The organism is Janthinobacterium darwini, from assembly GCF_051380905.1.
GTDB lineage: Bacteria > Pseudomonadota > Gammaproteobacteria > Burkholderiales > Burkholderiaceae_D > Janthinobacterium.
The window spans coordinates 150,604-166,831 of record NZ_JBNYXX010000005.1 but is presented as its reverse complement, the minus strand read 5'-3'; the positions used below and the strand labels follow the sequence as shown (position 1 = coordinate 166,831).

At 62.3% G+C, this 16,228-nt stretch carries 15 protein-coding genes; 2 read left to right on the top strand and 13 right to left on the bottom strand.

What is annotated here, in order from left to right; genetic code table 11:
- Positions 1–51: 51 nt before the first annotated feature.
- The 3 genes from ACQ4WZ_RS24015 to ACQ4WZ_RS24005 are packed head-to-tail and all read right to left on the bottom strand — an operon-like array spanning position 52 to position 3,032.
- On the bottom strand, positions 52–291 hold the full coding sequence (locus ACQ4WZ_RS24015) for a hypothetical protein (protein ID WP_034753464.1): 240 nt from the start codon (positions 289–291) through the stop codon (positions 52–54).
- 24 nt (positions 292–315) lie between these two features.
- Positions 316–468 (bottom strand): hypothetical protein, encoded by a 153-nt coding sequence (locus ACQ4WZ_RS24010; protein ID WP_166674650.1) that lies wholly within the window; start codon positions 466–468, stop codon positions 316–318.
- Positions 469–524: 56 nt separating this feature from the next.
- Entirely contained in the window at positions 525–3,032 is a 2,508-nt protein-coding gene (locus tag ACQ4WZ_RS24005; protein ID WP_166674651.1) for an alpha/beta hydrolase family protein, read from the bottom strand.
- Between the two features lie 189 nt (positions 3,033–3,221).
- Here ACQ4WZ_RS24005 and ACQ4WZ_RS24000 point away from each other — a divergent pair, with 189 nt between their 5' ends.
- Positions 3,222–3,740 (top strand): CcdC protein domain-containing protein, encoded by a 519-nt coding sequence (locus tag ACQ4WZ_RS24000; protein WP_436574674.1) that lies wholly within the window; start codon positions 3,222–3,224, stop codon positions 3,738–3,740.
- 12 nt (positions 3,741–3,752) lie between these two features.
- Here the strand turns inward: ACQ4WZ_RS24000 and ACQ4WZ_RS23995 are convergent, their stop codons facing one another.
- The 8 genes from ACQ4WZ_RS23995 to ACQ4WZ_RS23960 form a co-directional block, all read right to left on the bottom strand.
- Positions 3,753–4,562: a hypothetical protein gene (locus ACQ4WZ_RS23995; protein WP_133988758.1), complete on the bottom strand. Its 810-nt coding sequence runs from the start codon at positions 4,560–4,562 to the stop codon at positions 3,753–3,755.
- Positions 4,563–4,653: 91 nt separating this feature from the next.
- Positions 4,654–5,235: a nucleotidyltransferase family protein gene (locus tag ACQ4WZ_RS23990; protein WP_436574673.1), complete on the bottom strand. Its 582-nt coding sequence runs from the start codon at positions 5,233–5,235 to the stop codon at positions 4,654–4,656.
- A gap of 12 nt (positions 5,236–5,247) precedes the next feature.
- The gene (locus tag ACQ4WZ_RS23985) at positions 5,248–6,246 is read right to left on the bottom strand and encodes a DUF4424 family protein (protein WP_436574672.1); all 999 of its coding nucleotides are present in this window, start codon (positions 6,244–6,246) and stop codon (positions 5,248–5,250) included.
- 5 nt (positions 6,247–6,251) lie between these two features.
- Complete coding sequence (locus ACQ4WZ_RS23980) at positions 6,252–9,083, bottom strand: ATP-binding protein (protein WP_436574671.1); 2,832 nt, start codon at positions 9,081–9,083, stop codon at positions 6,252–6,254.
- An 8-nt stretch (positions 9,084–9,091) separates the two neighbouring features.
- Entirely contained in the window at positions 9,092–9,826 is a 735-nt protein-coding gene (locus ACQ4WZ_RS23975) for a hypothetical protein (RefSeq protein WP_101483686.1), read from the bottom strand.
- Positions 9,819–11,189: a hypothetical protein gene (locus ACQ4WZ_RS23970; protein WP_101483685.1), complete on the bottom strand. Its 1,371-nt coding sequence runs from the start codon at positions 11,187–11,189 to the stop codon at positions 9,819–9,821. The genes ACQ4WZ_RS23975 and ACQ4WZ_RS23970 overlap by 8 nt, the downstream gene beginning before the upstream one ends.
- 267 nt (positions 11,190–11,456) lie before the next feature.
- A complete protein-coding gene (locus ACQ4WZ_RS23965) occupies positions 11,457–12,221 on the bottom strand; it encodes a DUF3108 domain-containing protein (RefSeq protein ID WP_436574670.1) in 765 nt (254 codons plus the stop codon).
- Complete coding sequence (locus tag ACQ4WZ_RS23960) at positions 12,222–13,340, bottom strand: DUF3108 domain-containing protein (RefSeq protein WP_436574669.1); 1,119 nt, start codon at positions 13,338–13,340, stop codon at positions 12,222–12,224. It lies immediately after the preceding gene.
- A 149-nt stretch (positions 13,341–13,489) separates the two neighbouring features.
- On the opposite strand from ACQ4WZ_RS23960, the gene ACQ4WZ_RS23955 reads away from it, so the two are divergent.
- Positions 13,490–14,197 carry a PhaM family polyhydroxyalkanoate granule multifunctional regulatory protein gene (locus ACQ4WZ_RS23955; protein ID WP_436574668.1) on the top strand — a complete coding sequence of 236 codons (708 nt, stop codon included), beginning with the start codon at positions 13,490–13,492 and terminating at the stop codon, positions 14,195–14,197.
- Positions 14,198–14,217: 20 nt separating this feature from the next.
- Here the strand turns inward: ACQ4WZ_RS23955 and ACQ4WZ_RS23950 are convergent, their stop codons facing one another.
- Positions 14,218–14,433, bottom strand: a complete 216-nt coding sequence (locus ACQ4WZ_RS23950) for a hypothetical protein (protein WP_010394693.1) — start codon at positions 14,431–14,433, stop codon at positions 14,218–14,220.
- Between the two features lie 64 nt (positions 14,434–14,497).
- On the bottom strand, positions 14,498–16,228 hold the full coding sequence (locus ACQ4WZ_RS23945; protein WP_101483680.1) for a response regulator: 1,731 nt from the start codon (positions 16,226–16,228) through the stop codon (positions 14,498–14,500).

Here is a 16,228-nt window from a genome sequence, read left to right as displayed (position 1 = left end):
AAACAACAAAGGGCGCCTCGGCGCCCTTTTCTTTGCTCTACCACAAACAGTTTATTCGGCCACGTCAAGCCCCCGCTCGATCATGCCTTCGACGTAGGCGCGCAGATATTGTTCCAGCGCGGGGCCGGACAGCACGTTGGCCGTCAGCGCGCCGTGCGGCGAGCCTTTCAGCACGCCGTCGTGGTACACGCGCGCAATCCAGGCCACGTCCGCGCCCTGGGTGTAATCGAGTTCATAGTCGAACGATTCTCCGCTGACTTTGCGTGTGTAGACTTCCTTGACAATTGCCATCTAAAACAGCCTTTCTTGACGAGATTAACTGGGATGCGGGTGCGGCACAGGATCGTCCTGCGGCACCGGATGCACGGGCCCCGGCTGGCGCCCGGGTGCTTCTTGCGGCTCCGGCGCCGGCATGGGTTCATCGACTGGCGCCGGGTCAGGCGCGCGGTGGGCGTTGATGACTGACATGGCTGGCCTCCCTGCAGACAAAGGAAGACCATACCACGAGATGCGTGCCGCTGCCCTTATTTGCCTGCCGGCTTGACGTCGGCGGCCGGCGGCGCCGCGTTCTTCACATATTTCTCCAGCCAGTTGTTGCTTTCATACAGCATCTGCATGATCGATTCGCGCGCGCGGTAGCCGTGGCTTTCGTTCGGCAGCATCACCAGGCGCGCCGTGCCGCCCAGTCCCTTGACGGCCTGGAACATGCGCTCGCTCTGGATGGGGAAAGTGCCCGAGTTGTTGTCCTGCTCGCCATGGATCATCAGCAGCGCATCCTTTATCTTGTCCGCATAATTAAACGGCGACATGGCCTGGTAGACGGCCGGCGCCTGCCAGAACGAGCGCTCTTCCGCCTGGAAGCCGAACGGCGTCAAGGTGCGGTTATAGGCGCCGCTGCGGGCGATGCCGGCGCGGAATAGCCGCGTGTGCGCGAGCAAATTGCCCGTCATGAAGGCGCCATACGAGTGGCCGCCGATGGCGATGCGGTTGCGGTCGGACACGCCACGGCGCACCACCTCGTCGACGGCAGCTTCGGCGTCAGCCACCAGCTGCGGCAGGTAGGTGTCGTTCGGCTCCTGCTCGCCATTGCCGACGATGGGGAACGATGGATTGTCAAGCACGGCGTAGCCCATGGACAGGAAGGCGGCCGGGCCCCAGTAACTGACGGCATTGAATTTGTACGGCGAACCCTTGGTCTGGCTGGCCGCGCTGGCCGTCTTGAATTCCTGCGGATACGCCCACATCAGGGTCGGCAGCGGACCGTCGCGGCGGGCGTCGTAGTTTGGCGGCAGCATCAGGGTGGCCGTCAAGTCCACGCCATCGGCGCGCTTGTAGCGGATCAGCTCTTTCTGCACGTCCTTCAGTTGCGGCAACGGATGGGGGAAATGCGTGAGGGCCGTCAATTGCGCGGCGCCCTGCTGTTTCAGGTTGCGCACGAAGAAATTCGGCTGCTCGGTCGGCGATTCGCGCGTCGACAGCAAACGGCTGCCATCCTCGTCCAGCACGGCCACCACATTTTCATAATACGGTGCGGCGCTCTGGAACAGCCGCTCCTTCTGTTTCGTCGCCAGGTTCAGGCGGTCGATGAAGGGACGGTCGCCTTCCTTCGAAGCGCCCTGGCCGTCAAGCAGGATGGAACCATCGGCGGCGATGAGCAGGCGCGGCAAGCCGGCAGCGTCCGCGCGCATGACGGGCTGGCCCGGATCGTTGTAGCGGTCTTCGAAGGAACCGGCATACACGAGGTCGCCAGGCGTGCCCGCCACGGCGGACGGCTGATCCGGCTGGATGCGCCATTGCTTGACGGCGCGCGTCTTGTACCACGCTTCGCTGAGCAGGGCCAGGTCGCCGCGGCCCCAGGCCACGCCCGCATAGCGCGAGCCGAGCTTGGCCAGCACGGCCGGCTTGTTGGTGAACGGTGACGCCTGCGTATAGACGATGTCGCGGATCTCGACCGCCTTGGCCGGGTCGCCGCCATCCTGCGCTTCAGCCCACACCAGGGTGGCGGGCGCATCGACGCGCCAGCTGACGGAGCGCACGCCGGCGGACACGGCATCATTGCCTGGCGGCAGCCCTTCTTCCAGCGGCAGGGCCGCCACCGCATGCACCACCTTGCCATTCAGGTCGCGCACGTCGATTTTATGGCCGAAGTCATGCGCCGGCACGATATAGGAATACGGACGCACGATGCTGGTCGTCAGCAGGTGCTTGCCATCGGGCGAGGCCGACACGCGCGAGAACTGGCCCGGCTGGCCAACCAGACGCTGCTTGCCCGCCACGTCCAGCAAGGCCAGTTGGACGGTAATGTAGTGTTCGAACAGCTGCGCATCCTGTTCGTTTTTCAGCAAGTCGGGATAGGTGCGCAATTGCTTGACGCCGCTGCCCGGCACGCTGTCCTGGATGGATGGGCCCGTCGGAATGCCGCTCGCCACGGGCGCCGCTCCCAGCTTGGCCGGTTTCAGCTGGACCAGCAAGGTCTTGCTGTCGGGCATCCAGGAAAAGCCGCGACCATAAACGGCCGACAGCGATTGATTGCCCAGCTTGCGCGCCGCTTTCGTCTGCACGTCGAGCAGCCACAGCTCCACGCCGGACTCCTTCACGCCCCTGGCGGGATCGGCAAAGGCGATGTGCGTAAACGCCAGGTATCGCTGGTCGGGCGACCAGGCCAGATCGGCGATGCGGGGTGAGGCGGGCAAGCCGCTGACCTTGATTTCCTTCTGCGTATCGATGTCGAGCAAGCCCAGTCCCGTGTGAAAACTGAAACGGCTGGCCGAATACGTGCGCGGATTGATGCGCAAGCCCGCCAGCTTCAGTTCTGGCTGCGCCACTTCGCTAATGCTGGGCAAGGATGGCGTGGGCAGCACGGCGGCCAGGTTGCGTTTCGGGCTCAGGCTCAGGGTCGGCGCGCGCGGCGCATCGACGATGGCTTGCAGGGGCGCCGGCGGGGCTTGATAAGCGCCATCTTGCGCCATGGCCAGGGAAGACGAGGCCATCAGGCCAACAGTGAGAGGCAGCAAAGGCAAACGAGTAGACATGGGACTCCAGTGTATGAAGGTGGTGACAGGCAGCGAGCGCACGGCACCGCTCATGGCGGCGCTTTGTGACAAGGCATAGTGCGTTCATGCCATGTAAATGTCAACCAGCAACTTTTACTGTTTGACAAGCATCGCCGGCCGCCCCCATCTCGCTTACAATCGCTGTTTTACCCGCACCCGAATGCCTACATGGAAACCACTACCCTCGCCCTGCTGTTCCTGGTCCCGCTGCTGGTCTGGCGCATTTATTCGCGCCTGAAGAAACTGGTGGCGCGCCAGAAGTCGCAGCTGTGGCGGCACTGGAGCGTGGCGGTCGCGTTTCCCGCGCTGCTGCTGTTCCTGGCGACGACGACGAAATTCGAGGTCCTGCCCCTGTCCAGCCTGGGCGCAGGCGCGCTGGCCGGTGGCTGGCTGGGCGTGCTGGGCTTGAAGCTGACCCGCTTCGAGCAAGTAGGAAAAGATTTCTTTTTTACCCAGCACCGCTACCTGGGCCTGGCCATCACGATGCTGTTCATCGCCCGCTTGCTGTACCGTGGCATGGAAATCTACCTGAACACGCGCCTGGACGTGCCCGTGCCGCCGCCGCCGTTCGGCCAGAGCACGCTGACCATGGCCGCCTACGGCCTGGTCATCGGCTACTACGCCGTCTACGCCTGGGGCTTGCTGCGCTGGCGCAAGCGCAACAAGCCTTTGCAGGCACCCGAGTAAGTCCGCCCTAGCTCAATAGAACTGGCACAGGCCTTCGCACGTCGTCACGGACAGCGCCTGGCGTATCGTCGCCAGCGCCGGCGCCAGGGTTGGATCGAGGTCCTGATCCGCCTGCGCAAGAGTACCCAGCAAACGCTCGCGCAACGGCGGCGGCATCAACGCAACATTCGCCGTGGCGTGCTGTGCCGCCGCTTCCAGCATCCGCTTCTTTTGCGCCACGTTCCAGTACGGCACTTGCACGAATTGCACCACGCCAACATACATGGTGGTCGAGCCCTTGCTGAAGGCGCGCGCGCGCAGACGCTCGGTCCCGCTCACCGCATCGGCGGGCAGGGCACTGAATTCCTGCTCCATCAGCTGAATCAAATGACCATGGCAATGCATGCCAAAGGCAAAAAAAGTACTCATTTCATCGCCATAATTGGCCAGGTTCTGCCTTACCTGGTCCGCGCGCGCCTGCTGCAATTCCGCCCCCGACAGCGGCAACGGCCGCTCCAAGTCAAACGCGTAATACGCCTTGCCGAGCTTGGTCGCCCGCTCGCACAGGGCCACGCTCTGATTCATGTCCTGCAACGCGGCGACGGGCGCCTGGAACAGGCGCGGCGCATCGGTAATCCGGGCAAACAACGCTGCCACGTCAGGGTCGCCCAGGCGCGGCAAGCCGCTGTGCGTCGTCGCCTTGGCCATCAGCGCTTCCAGCTGGCCGCTGGCTTGCTGGAAATCGCCGTAGCTGTCGGCCCAGGCGGCGGGCACCACGAAGGCGGAAGAAAGGAAGAACAGCTGGCCGATGCGGCGCAGCGGCGTGGAAATCGATAAGGACATTGGATGAGGATGCTGAAAGCACTATTGGATAATTGGCAATTATATGAAAAATGTATCCACGATGCATTTAATTGTGTTTTACACCATCATCTTACGGGGCGATGATGGTGACGCGCGGCCAGTGCGCCGCATAGTTTTTACTGGCCAGCCGCTGCGCATATCCATCCAGGCTGATGCGCGCCGGGTTGCGCCGCACCACCATGGCGAACAGCTCATCGAGGCCGTGCGGCGCGATGATGCCGATCTCGCCATCAGGCTGCAGATAAATGCCGACGGCCGTTGCAAACTCGGGCCAGGAAGCGATGGCGTCGTCCAGCGACAGCAATGGCGGCACGACATAGCCGAACGCGTCTTCAAACCACAGATGCACCCTGGCCTGGTTGCACACTTCCCACGGCACGCCGGGTAGCAGGGTTTCCAGGCGCTGGCGCAGTTCCACCTCGCGCCGGGCTTGCACATCGTGCGCATCGAAATACGCCACGTCGACGTCGCTCAGTGCCGACGCTTCTGCGTAGCCGTGCAAGGCATCCCACACGAGCGTGCGCACGGCACCGGCGCCGATGCAGCAGTGGGGCAAGCCCAACTGCTGCACGGCCTGCAGGGCTTGCATACACCACGGCGTGGCGCGGGCGATGGCGCGCAGGCGCGCCGCCAGTGCCTCCTGCCCACTCATGTGCTCATTCTGCTATGGCCGGATCTGCGGCGCCACGCCGTCGTGGCTAACCGTCCCTTCGACATTGCCGAAGTACACATCCAAGTCTTGCTTCGGATGGAAGTTGCGCAGCTTGACTTGCAAGGTGGTGGGGTTAATTTTGGTGAACGTGCCAGGGAAGCACAGGCTGATCAGCTCATCCGGCTTGCCCTTGATCAGGTTCAAGGTGAAGTCTTCGATGCCATTCTTCCAGGTGTTGCCCGTCGTCAAAATATACGATACCCAGACAGCATTGACGAAGCCGCTTTCGCCCTGCTTGGCCGCCAGGCGGTTCCACGTCTTGTAGAAGGCTTGGTCGCCGCAGTATTTCTTTTCAAATGCATTGCCATCGCCCAGGTAGGAAGCGCCGGGCCCGGCCGCGACGAATGGCGCATATTGATGGCGCACGCGCACGACTTTGCCGGCGGGAAATTTCTGCTGCCACAGGTAGATGACTTTCACGGTCCAGGCAGGCACCCATTCTTCGTCATACAACTGCGCCAGCAAGCCTTCGCCGATCATGATCTTGCTCTGCGCGGCCGTCAGCGGCGCCACTTTCCTGTCGAACGGCGTGTGCGAGGGGAAATAGGCGATCTGCGCGTCCGACAAGCCCAACTGGCGCAAGCGGGCCGTCACATCGTTGCTGTCGAGCTTGGCGACGAAGGTGGTTTTATAGTCCTTGCGCTTGCCGTCCACGTCGACAGTAAACTGCTGCGGCTGGCCATAATACGTGGGCGAGCCATGGTAGCCGGCCGCGTATTCTGGCAAGGGGAAGAAAATCGTCTCTTCCACATCCTTCGCCGATTCATTGAGGAATTCGTATTCGACCTTGATCAAGTCCGTGCTCACGCTGAGCACTTCCTTTTTCATGGCCACGGCATCGGTCTTGCCGAACAGGATGCCGCCCGCGCTCACGGAACCGATGCCGTCGTTGGCCACGGCCGTGCCGGCCAAGGCCAGCGACAGGGCAGCGGCCAGAACGAGCTTGCGCACGGCCATCACGCGGCCTTGCCCGGTACGGGTTCGACTCTGCGCTGCAGAACGAAAATCGGTTGCGCCCATTGCGTATCCTTTTTCTTCTTGCTGGTGATCAGCGTCAGCTCCGATGGATCGTAGACATCCGTGTTGTGCGTCAACGGCGTCGTCATCAGGTATTGCGCTTCCGTGTTTTTCAGGAACTCGCCCACCAGCTGGATGTTGCGGATATCGAGGTGGGCAAACGGTTCATCGATGAAGACGAAGCCGCCGGAACCGTCTTCCGATTTCAGCAAGCCGATCAGCAGCACCAGCGACTTCATCACCTGCTGGCCGCCCGACGCTTCGCCATCGTTCATGCCGATCACGCCCTTGCCGTCAAACTTGAATCGCACGTGCAAGCCCGCCTGCGACAGTTGCACGTCGTCATTTTCCAGGCGCACAGGGTCGGCATGCACTTCGATGCCGGCCAGCTCGCCCAGCTCCTTGATGTTCTTGCTATAAGTCTTGATGGTGTAGCGCAAGCGCTCCATGTAGGCGCCGCGCGCATTGCCCGTCGCTTCGATGGCGCGGTTGTTCTGGTAGCGGCGCTCGTCCGTTTCCGACTGGCGGCCATGCAACTGGTCCGACAGGCGGTGGTGCTGGTCGATGACGGTGGCGTCGAGTTCCCAGTCGTCGCGCGCCAGGCTGTTTTGCAGGCTGGCCACGCGCAAGTCGACCTGGTGCGCATTCTGGTGTTCGGCCACGAGGGCCGCGCGGCGCGCGGGACGGCGCCAGCTTTTCGGCAGATGGCGCCACGCATGGCGCAAAGCCAGCAAGGCGCGCGCGTGCTCGGCGCGCTGTTCAATTTGTTTCTTGTAGCCCAGGCGCGAACCGGCTTCCGCTTCCGAGAGGGCCAGGCGCGCGTTTTGCCACACGGTATCGGCGCGCGTGCGCGCCACGGTGGCGTTCTTGGTCAGATTCTGCAGCTCGCCCAGGCGGCCGCCGACTTCCAGGCGCTCTTCCTTGAGCGGTTTCGAATTGCGCAGCGCTTCGGCGAATTCTTCCTGGCGCGCACTGAGTTCCTTGGCCGCGTCGACGCCGGCGATGCGCGCTTTTAAAGCGCCCACTTCCGCCGCCAGCTTCGAGATCGCCAGGGTGAGCGTGTCTTCCTGCCCTTCCAGGCCCGGCAAGGAACGCAGCAGCGCTTCCAGGCGGCCGCTGCGGCCTGCCTGGCCGAAGCGGTAGCGCGATGCTTCCACGAACAGGGAGCGTCCACCCCGGCGTTCGCGGTGATACGCCTCGGGTGTGATCCACTCTTCGTGGTTGCCCAGCTTGAAGCCCGCTTCGACGGAATCGACGCGCGCAATGCGCGACAGTTGCTCGATCAACCAGCTAGGCACGGGCGCGGAGAATTTCACCACGGCCAGCAGGCTTTCGTCGTTGGCGACAGGTGCCGTGACCAGCTCCGGCACGATGAAGTGGCGATAGCGTTCTTTCTCGGCCAGGCGGTAGGCAGCGGCCGCATCCTTGGCTTTATCGAGCAGGACGACCGAGGCGTAACCGCCCAGCACGCCTTCGACGGCACCCTGCCAGCGGCTGTCCGTCACTTCGACGATGTCCGACAACATCGCATGTGCAATGCCCGCATCGCGCAGCGCGCGGCGCATGCCGCGCACATTGTCCGGCTCCGGCATGGCCGTCTTGCCTTGCAGCGCGGCAATCGTCGCCTGCTCACCCGCGATGCGGGCGGACAAGGCGTCGCGCTGCTGGCGCTGCTGCAGCAATTGCGCTTCCTTCTGTTCCAGCTGGGCCGCCACTTCAGCGATATCGCTGCCCGAGTCGGCCGCCAGCTTCTGCAAACGGTCTTTCTGTTCCAGCAGGCTGTCCAGCGGTTTCAGTTTTGCATTGATCAGTGAAAGGCGACTCTGCAGGCCTATGGATTCCTGCTCCAGCAGGGTTTCGTTCATTTGCGCGTCGGACAGGGCCTTCGCTTGCGCGGCCAGCGCATTGCGCTTGTCGGTCAGCTGCTGATCCGCCTGCGCCATCGGTTTGCGCGCATCGCGCAATTGCCGGCTGGCCGTGGCCGCCTTTTCGCGCGCCTCGTGGTATTGCAGGCTGGGCAGCACTTCTTCCAGCAAGTTGCGGCGCTCTTTGTGCAGACTTTCCCACTGGTGGTAATTGGCCACACGCAGGCGCAAGCCTTCCAGGTTGGTCTTGGACGCTTCCAGTTCCGTCTCGAAGCGCTTCAGCTCCACTTCCGTATCGCGCTGGTGGCGCTTGGCTTCATCGTAGGCATCCAGCACTTCCTTGTCGCCGAACACCTGGAACACCAGGTCGAGCAGCTGGCGCGGCGCGTATTCGCACAATTTGTCCGTTTCGCCCTGCTCCAGCGCAAGCACTTTCGACATGGCGGGCGACAGGCCGGCATTGGCCAGGCGCTTGCGGTAGTTTTCCACGCCCAGCCAGTCGTTGGCATCCGTGATGTCTTCGATCTGCACATTGCCCGGACGCATCAGATACTGACGCTTCCAGTCGCCGCCATTCTTCTGGATCTGGCAAAACAGGGTCACTTCATCGTCGCTGAAGAAGCCGGAACTGCGGAACGGACGGTTCGACAGCTGCTTGCCCACGTTCTTGTTGTCGACCACGGCGCGCAGCCATGCCGTTTGCTGGCCCGAGTGGCGCGCATAGTGTTTATAGGTGCGCCCCATCGAACAGTCGAGGCCGAACAAGGTGCGCAAGGCGTCGAGCAAGGTGGTCTTGCCCGAGCCGTTCTGCCCCGCGATGGTGATGATCTTCGCGTCGAGCGGAATATTCTTGATGCGCTGCCAGTAATCCCAGTGCACCAGTTCAAGTGATTTGATATGAAACATGGGTGCTTTCAGTGAGGAAGGTCGGACACGGGCTCGTCGCCGGCGTCGGGCAAGTCGCCGATGTCGGCGGACAGGTCGTCTGCCAGGTCGGCATCGGGGTCGACAGCCACCAGGCGCGCAGGCGCCCGCTTGAACACGTCGGCCAGGGCGCCGTTGATGATGCGCTCTTTCAGGACGTCCGTATCCATCATCAAGTCCAGCAGCGGACCTTCCAGGATAAAGTCGCCGCGCCGCTCGATGAAGCCCAGCTTGGCCAGGGTACCCAGATTCATGTCCATGCGCGTCTTCTTGCCCAGCTTGTCGCCGAAGTCGGACAGCAGCGCCTTGTAGGAAATGCCGATCGATGCGTCTTCCGCGCGCGGCAGGGGCTTTTCCGTGCCAAACATATCGTTCTGGTCATCATCCGCATGCTGGTGCGTTTCCTGGCGTTCGCGCTTGGGCAGGATGATCTGCGCCCACAGCACCACCAGCAAGGCCACGCCATCGCGTGCCAGGCCAAAATTATTGTTTTGCCACACGTCGCGCGCGCCGAAAATCTTCGGTTCGATGGTGCGCGTCAGGGCCAGGGTGACATGGTCGGCGTACACGTTGTCGAGCAATTTCAAGCCGCAGGCCAGCAGGCGCGCATCGATTTCGGCGCGGAACAGCTCGTCGGATAGCACACGCTTGACGAGCTTGTCGTCGCGGCGCAGGGTTTGATGCGTGAGCAGGCGCGCAATCAGGATTTGGGAATCGTCATTCATCGGCTGTGCCGCTATCTAAATCAAGTGAAACATTCAGTGAAAGCGAGGCGATCGACATGGCCGCCACGTGGGGGTCGGTCAGTTGGACCATCTCGTCGGTCGGTGTAAAGGTGATCGGCAAACGCGCCAGTTCGGCCGTCGAGCCTTGCAAGCTCGCTTCGGACACATCGCCCAGGAGCGGCAGCATCGAGGCGCGGTAGGACGCCACGGCAAAACTGGCCGGCAGCAGCGAGTCCTGCACCGGTACGGACTTCGGCCCTTCTTCGCCGATGCTGGGGAAATTGCCCAGGCTGGCGAAGTTCGACAGGCGTTCGAGCAAGTCATCGAGTTCGAGTTGCATGGCGGGACCGTCGCTGATGGTAGTGGGCGCGTCCTCTCCGCTGGGCAGGCCCGTGTTGATGACACCCGCCGCCCGTTCGGACAGCAGTTCCGTTTCGGCCACGTCGATCATCTCGGCCGGCGTGGAGAACAGGGGCACGACAGGCTGGTCGATGGCGCCCTCGGCCAGGCTGGCCAGGTCTTCATGCAGCAAGAGCCAGCGCTTGATGTCGGTGGTCGACAGGCCCGACTGGCCCAGGTGCACGCGCTGGCGCTCGATCTGGTTCAGCGCGCGCGAAAACATGCCTTGCATGTTCAACAATTTACTTTGCGCGCGGCCGATCGCCTGCGCCGCCTTGTGCGTGGCGCTGTCCGCGTTTTCATCGGAAGTGATGGCCACCAGAATCTCGGAACCCTTCTCAACCCAGTCGCACGCCATGTTCCACTTCGCCTGCGCCGTGCGCAAACGGAATTCGGAACCGGAGGCGATGGCGTCGGAGAATTCTTCCGTCAAGTCCACCAGGCGGCCCAGCAAATGCTGAAGTTGCTCGACCGACACGCCGCCCACGGCTTGCGCACCCGCCACCTGTGACAACAGGAAACCCATTTCCGCTTCGTCTTCCGTCTGGCCCAGGCCCAGCAAGCTGTCGATGGCGGACAGCACATTGCGCGCCATGGGCGTAACGCGGTACACGCCCTGCTGCGCATCCCAGGCCAGCAACTGGTTCGAGCGCAGGCGCAGCAAGACCGTTTCCAGGCTTTCCGGCAATAAATAAGCCAGCTTGGTGTTGATATCGGCGCGCGTATAGGCGGACGTGGCCGCATCGGACGCCAGCTCGCGCAACACCAGCAGACGCACCAGCACGCCATCGAAACCGCCATGGAACAGGGCCGTAAACACTTGCAGCAAGGGCTGCGCCCGCTTCAAGTGAAAAACTTGCTCAATTTCATCGGCCGAAATATTGGGCTGGAAATGCGCCTGCAAGGAATCGTGATGCTCTTGCTCTGTCTGATTTGCATCCGTAGCCACGGCTGCACTTGCCATTATATCAATCATTCTTTTCCGGATGAGTGTTCAGCGGGCGGCGCAGCGGGCTAACGCGGCGCTGCGGGGCGGGGGCGTCAGTATATCAGTTCTGACATGCAATTCGACTTGTGGAAGAGGGGGATGGCGCTGTCGACAAGTCGAGTGTTGCATCAGCAAAACAAGCAACAGTGAAAATCCGGGGTCAGACCCGACGGGTCTGACCCCGGCATTTGCCGTTAGGGGTGAAAAATAGAGAAAAACGATATTTGATATGACAGCAAGCACTTACTTTTTTACGATCTTCTGCAAGGTTTGCTCGACATAATCGCCGCCATCCGCATCGGCGAACGTCACCTTCACGGGATACCATTCCAGCGATGGTGCCAGCCACAGGTCCACTTGCTGGCCCTTCTTGTCCGGCGGCGGCGCCTTGACCAGGTGGATGGCTGCCACTTCCCCCATGCCTGTGGAAACAGGCTCTTCCTTGACGACCTTGAAGGTCCACGGTTCGGCATCATGCGCGCCGGCCACGAAGAACGCCCATTCCGAGCCGGGGACGAACTTCTCTGGCGCGGCACGCGCCACGCTGGCAAGTTGCCAGACGGCGCTGTTGCGGTCCTGTTCGCCGCCTTTCAGCGGATAGGTCTCGTCGCCTTCGCCAAAGACGATGGTCTTGCTGTCGCGCTTGAAGGTCGTCGTGACGGCATCCTTGCGGAAGCGCTTTTCCACGAATTGGAAGGGCGCCAGGCCGAAATCGTCGACCGTGCCTTCGCTGCGCTGTTCCAGGATCTTGCCGAACAGGGCAGCCTTGGTTTCGGCCAGCAGCGAATACTTGCCGTCGCCCACGCGCCAGTTGCTGACCGATTCGCCGGACAAGCCGATGCCGCGCTGCCGGGCCTTGATCGAGTAGACGAGGTCAGCCGATGGCACCAGCTTGTACGGGCGCTTGATGACGGGATGCTCCAAGGGCGCGTCGGCCATGGCCGGGGTCAGGGTGGCGGCCAGCAAACTGGCGAGCACAACGCGTTTCAACGTGGTCAAAGTAGTCATTTATTTTCCTGTAGCGTCATTGACGCGAATTTGGGTTACGGTTTGCGTGGTGAGCGCCCCGCTCGCCTCGGTATTGCGTATTTGTACCGGATACCATTGCATGGACGGCGCCAGCCAGATGTCGAGCTGCGACGAATAGGTGCCGGGCTTCGGTGGCCGGCGCACATGCCAGGTCACCAGGCGCCCCATTTTGGTATCGAGCTCTTCCTCGCCCACCAGCTGGAAGCGGAACACGGTCGCTTCCTTTTCCTCGCCGACGAGGATATCGATGTTGCCCGCCAGCTGGTTGACGTCGGCGCGGCCGATGGCGGCCAGCTGGAACGGCACGCTGGCCTTGTCTTGCGCCCCCTCTTGCCACGGCGCTGTGGCTGTCACGGCCGAAAACGTGATGGCCTTGGCGTCGCGGTTGAAATGCGTGGCCGTTTGCGCGCGGCCCTTGCGCTTCTCCGTGGCCGTGACGGGCACGATACCGCTGGCATCGATCACGCCCTCGCTGGTCAGCACCAGAAGGTTGATGCGCGTGATCAGCATGCTCAAGCCCACTTCCAGTTTCAGCTGGTAGGTATCGCCCCTGTTTTCCCACGCCATGGCCGCCACGCCCTGCCACTTGGTGCCGTCGGCATCGCGCCGGTCCACGTGCAGGTCGAATTGGGCCGAGGCAGGCACATTCGTCTTGTAGTGCCGTGCCTGCTCGACGGCTGGCGGCGGCGCGCTGGCCGGTGCGGGCACGGCGGCCACGGCGGGCGCAGGCGCCGTGATGGCGGGGGCGGCCACAGCAGCCGGCTCGGACGTAACCGGACCTTCCGGCACGTCACTGGCGGGCGCCGTCCACTGGGCTATCTCGCTCGACGGCAGGTCCGTCGGCGGCGGCGGTGGCGGCAGGCGGGGCTCGGGAACGGGCCGCAGCTTGGGCGGCGGAAGCGGCGCCAGCACCGGCTGGGGTTTGGGTGCTTCGGCGATCAATGCCATGCTGACCACCTGCCCATGATCCTGCCCCAGCGCCACCATGCTGGCACGCGAGGTGAGCCATTCCAGCGCCATGTAATGCAGTGCGCCGATGACCGCGACAAAAATGACGGTACGGCGGCGCGGGCGCGAAAAGAAGGAATCGGGCATCATAGGCCGTAGTGTAACGCCTCCGCCCCGCTTCCCGCTTCTTGCCCGTGCTCAACTCCTGATGTTTTATGTAAGAAAATGTTGGTGAGCTTGCGTCAGTTGCAAGCTGATATCTGCTACGCTAGGGACATCCACCTACCAGGAGATTTCGTATGGCAAACCCGCAAATGCCCCAAATGCCGGGCGCAGCAGTTGTGACCGATACCCTCGACTTCGTCAAGAACCTGTGGGGCAGCATGAGCGTGCCCGGCATGGGCATGCCCGGCATCACGGCGCCCACCATGTCGGTGGAAGAGCTGGACAAGAAGATCAGCGACCTGAAAGCCGTCGAAGCATGGCTGAACCTCAATACCAGCATGCTGCGCGGCAGTATCCAGGCGCTGGAAGTACAGCGCGGCACCATCGCCACCCTGAAATCGATGGGTGCTTCGCTGGCGGCGGCCATCACCCAGCCCGGCGCCAGCGAGAAAACCGTATTTGAATCGGTGCCCTACGCTTCCGCGTTTTTCCAGCAGGCAGCGCCTGCTGCACCCGCGCCTGCGCCGAAACCGGCACCGGCACCCGCGCCAGAACCCGCTGCGGCGGCGCCCGACGATGCCGGCAGCCAGGCAGCAGCCCAGCTGGCCAATCCAAGTGCTTGGTGGAATTTGTTACAAGATCAGTTCAAGCAGGCGGTATCGACAGCCATGTCGCCCGACGCCGCCGGTGCAGCAGCAGCCAGCTTTGGCCAGGGCAGCAAGGCAAAACCTGCCGCTGGCAAGCCTGCGGAAGCAGGCACGGCAGCCAAGGCCAAGGCCCCGCTGCGCAAGGCGCCCGCAAAACGCGCAGCGCCCAAGTCCAAAGCACCAGGCAAGGCCTGATACACAAGCCGGCGATATGATCAGGCGATACGATGAATGCGGATCGCCTCGATCATGTTGTCGGCCTGGCGTTTTACGTCACCGATCGTGATCAGGCCTTCGTCGGCCAGCGCCTTGGCGTGCTCATACGAAGACTGGAATGTTTCCAGCGTGTCTCCCTTGGCGGCGACCGGGCGTACCCAGGCAATACTGCCGACCTTCATTTTTTTGTACACTTCATTGACCACATCACGCATAGTTTCTTCCTTATTGTTGTAAAGCAACTCAAGCACGGGCGAACCCACGCTGGCCCCTAGTTTATCATCCGGCACGCTCGCGCACGGATTTTCCCCCTTTTTCCGGCGCCGGCGGCGTTTTATCCGGCACCTCGACGGCCACTTCCGGCCCGGGCGGCGGCGTCAGCTGCACCAGTTGCTCCATCAATTGCGCGAAGCGCTGCTGTCCTGGTGCAATTTTGTCTACATACAACAACACTTCCATGGCTTCGGCCGCCAATTCCGCCTGGTAACCGCGCTGCTCCAGGAAAGACACGATGATCTGCGCGGAGTTGAACAGAATGCGCAGGTTGTTCGGCAGCTTTTCGCGCGCCGCGCGCATCCAGGCGACCGCCTCGTTAAGCTTGTCCGTCTTCCACAGCAGCACGCCCTTGTTCATCAAATCCGATGCTTCCTTGCGCGAAGCGATGATCAGGCTGGTGCCCTCGTCGCCCATCTTCGCCTTGTCGAAGATTTTTTGCACCTCGTCCTGTACCACCTGGTTGTCGTGGTTGTTCTTCACCACATAGCACAGCAGGCTGGACGGTGCATCTTTGACGCCGACGGCGAACAGCAAGGTAGCCAGTTCCATGCAAATGCTTTTCTCGGGCCGCGCCGGGTCGTCAAGCAGCATGACTTCCAGTTCGTCGCCACACTTGCGCGCACGCCGGTAATCGCCCGTTTCGTGGTGCACCATGCCTTCCGTGATCTTCGCGCGCAAACCAATTTTCTCGGGCGGAAATTCGCGCTGCGCCAGCAGCAGCCATTGCAGCGCCTCCTTGGCATCCTTCTTCAGGCCGCACACGCGCGCCAGCCCCAGATACGCGTCAGGCGTCTTCATGACGGAAAATTCACCGATGGCAATACATTTGCGAAAAGCCTTTTCCGCCATGCTGACATTGCCGACTTTCAAGGCGGCCAGTCCCAGGTTGCGCTGGCGCGGCACGGAATTGGGCGACAGGCGCGCCGCCTTTTCCAGTACCCCGCACGCTTCCTCGTGCTGGCCCATCAGCTGGTAAGCCACGGCCATCTGGTCGTAGGCGTCGATGTAATACTTGTTTTCGACGATCACGCCCTGGAAGATCTGCCGCGCCGCCTCGTGTTCGCCGTTATTCATGCGAATCTTGCCCAATCCTGCCCTGGCCCAGCTGTAATCGCGCTCGGCCAGCACTTTTTCGTACACGGCGCGGGCCTTTTCCGGCTCGCCGCTTTTCAGCAGCAGGGATGCCTTCATGCGCAGCAGTTCCAGCGCGTGCAGCTTGTTGAGCTCGATCTGCGCGTCGCACAGCTTGGCCGCGCGCAAATAATCCTTTTCCATGCAGGCCTGGTCGATTTCGCGGAATACCTGCTTCTTGTGCCACACGCGGTTCAGCCGCGTCAGCAGCACGCCTTCCGTGATGGGTTTGATCAGGTAGGCATCGGGCTGGTGCTCGGCAGCACCCATCACCGATTCCACGCTTTTCTCGGCCGACACCATCAGCCACACGCTCGATGGCGCCGTCAGGTTGCGCACGCGCGTCTCTTCCAGCACCTGCTGGCCATTCTTTCCTTCACCCAGGTTGTAGTCGCACAGCACCACGTCATAGCGCGTCTTGGCCAGCAGCTTCATGGCTTCGCCACCGCTAGCCGCCTGGTCGATATGGCGCGCGCCCAGGTTGCGCAGCGATTCGCGCAGCAGGATGCGAATGCCGATGAAGTCATCGACCAGCAGATAATGCTTGTCGGCCCAGTCGGTGCTGCCCGCTTCGGCGGCGGTGGCGTGGCTGTCTGTTGTCAT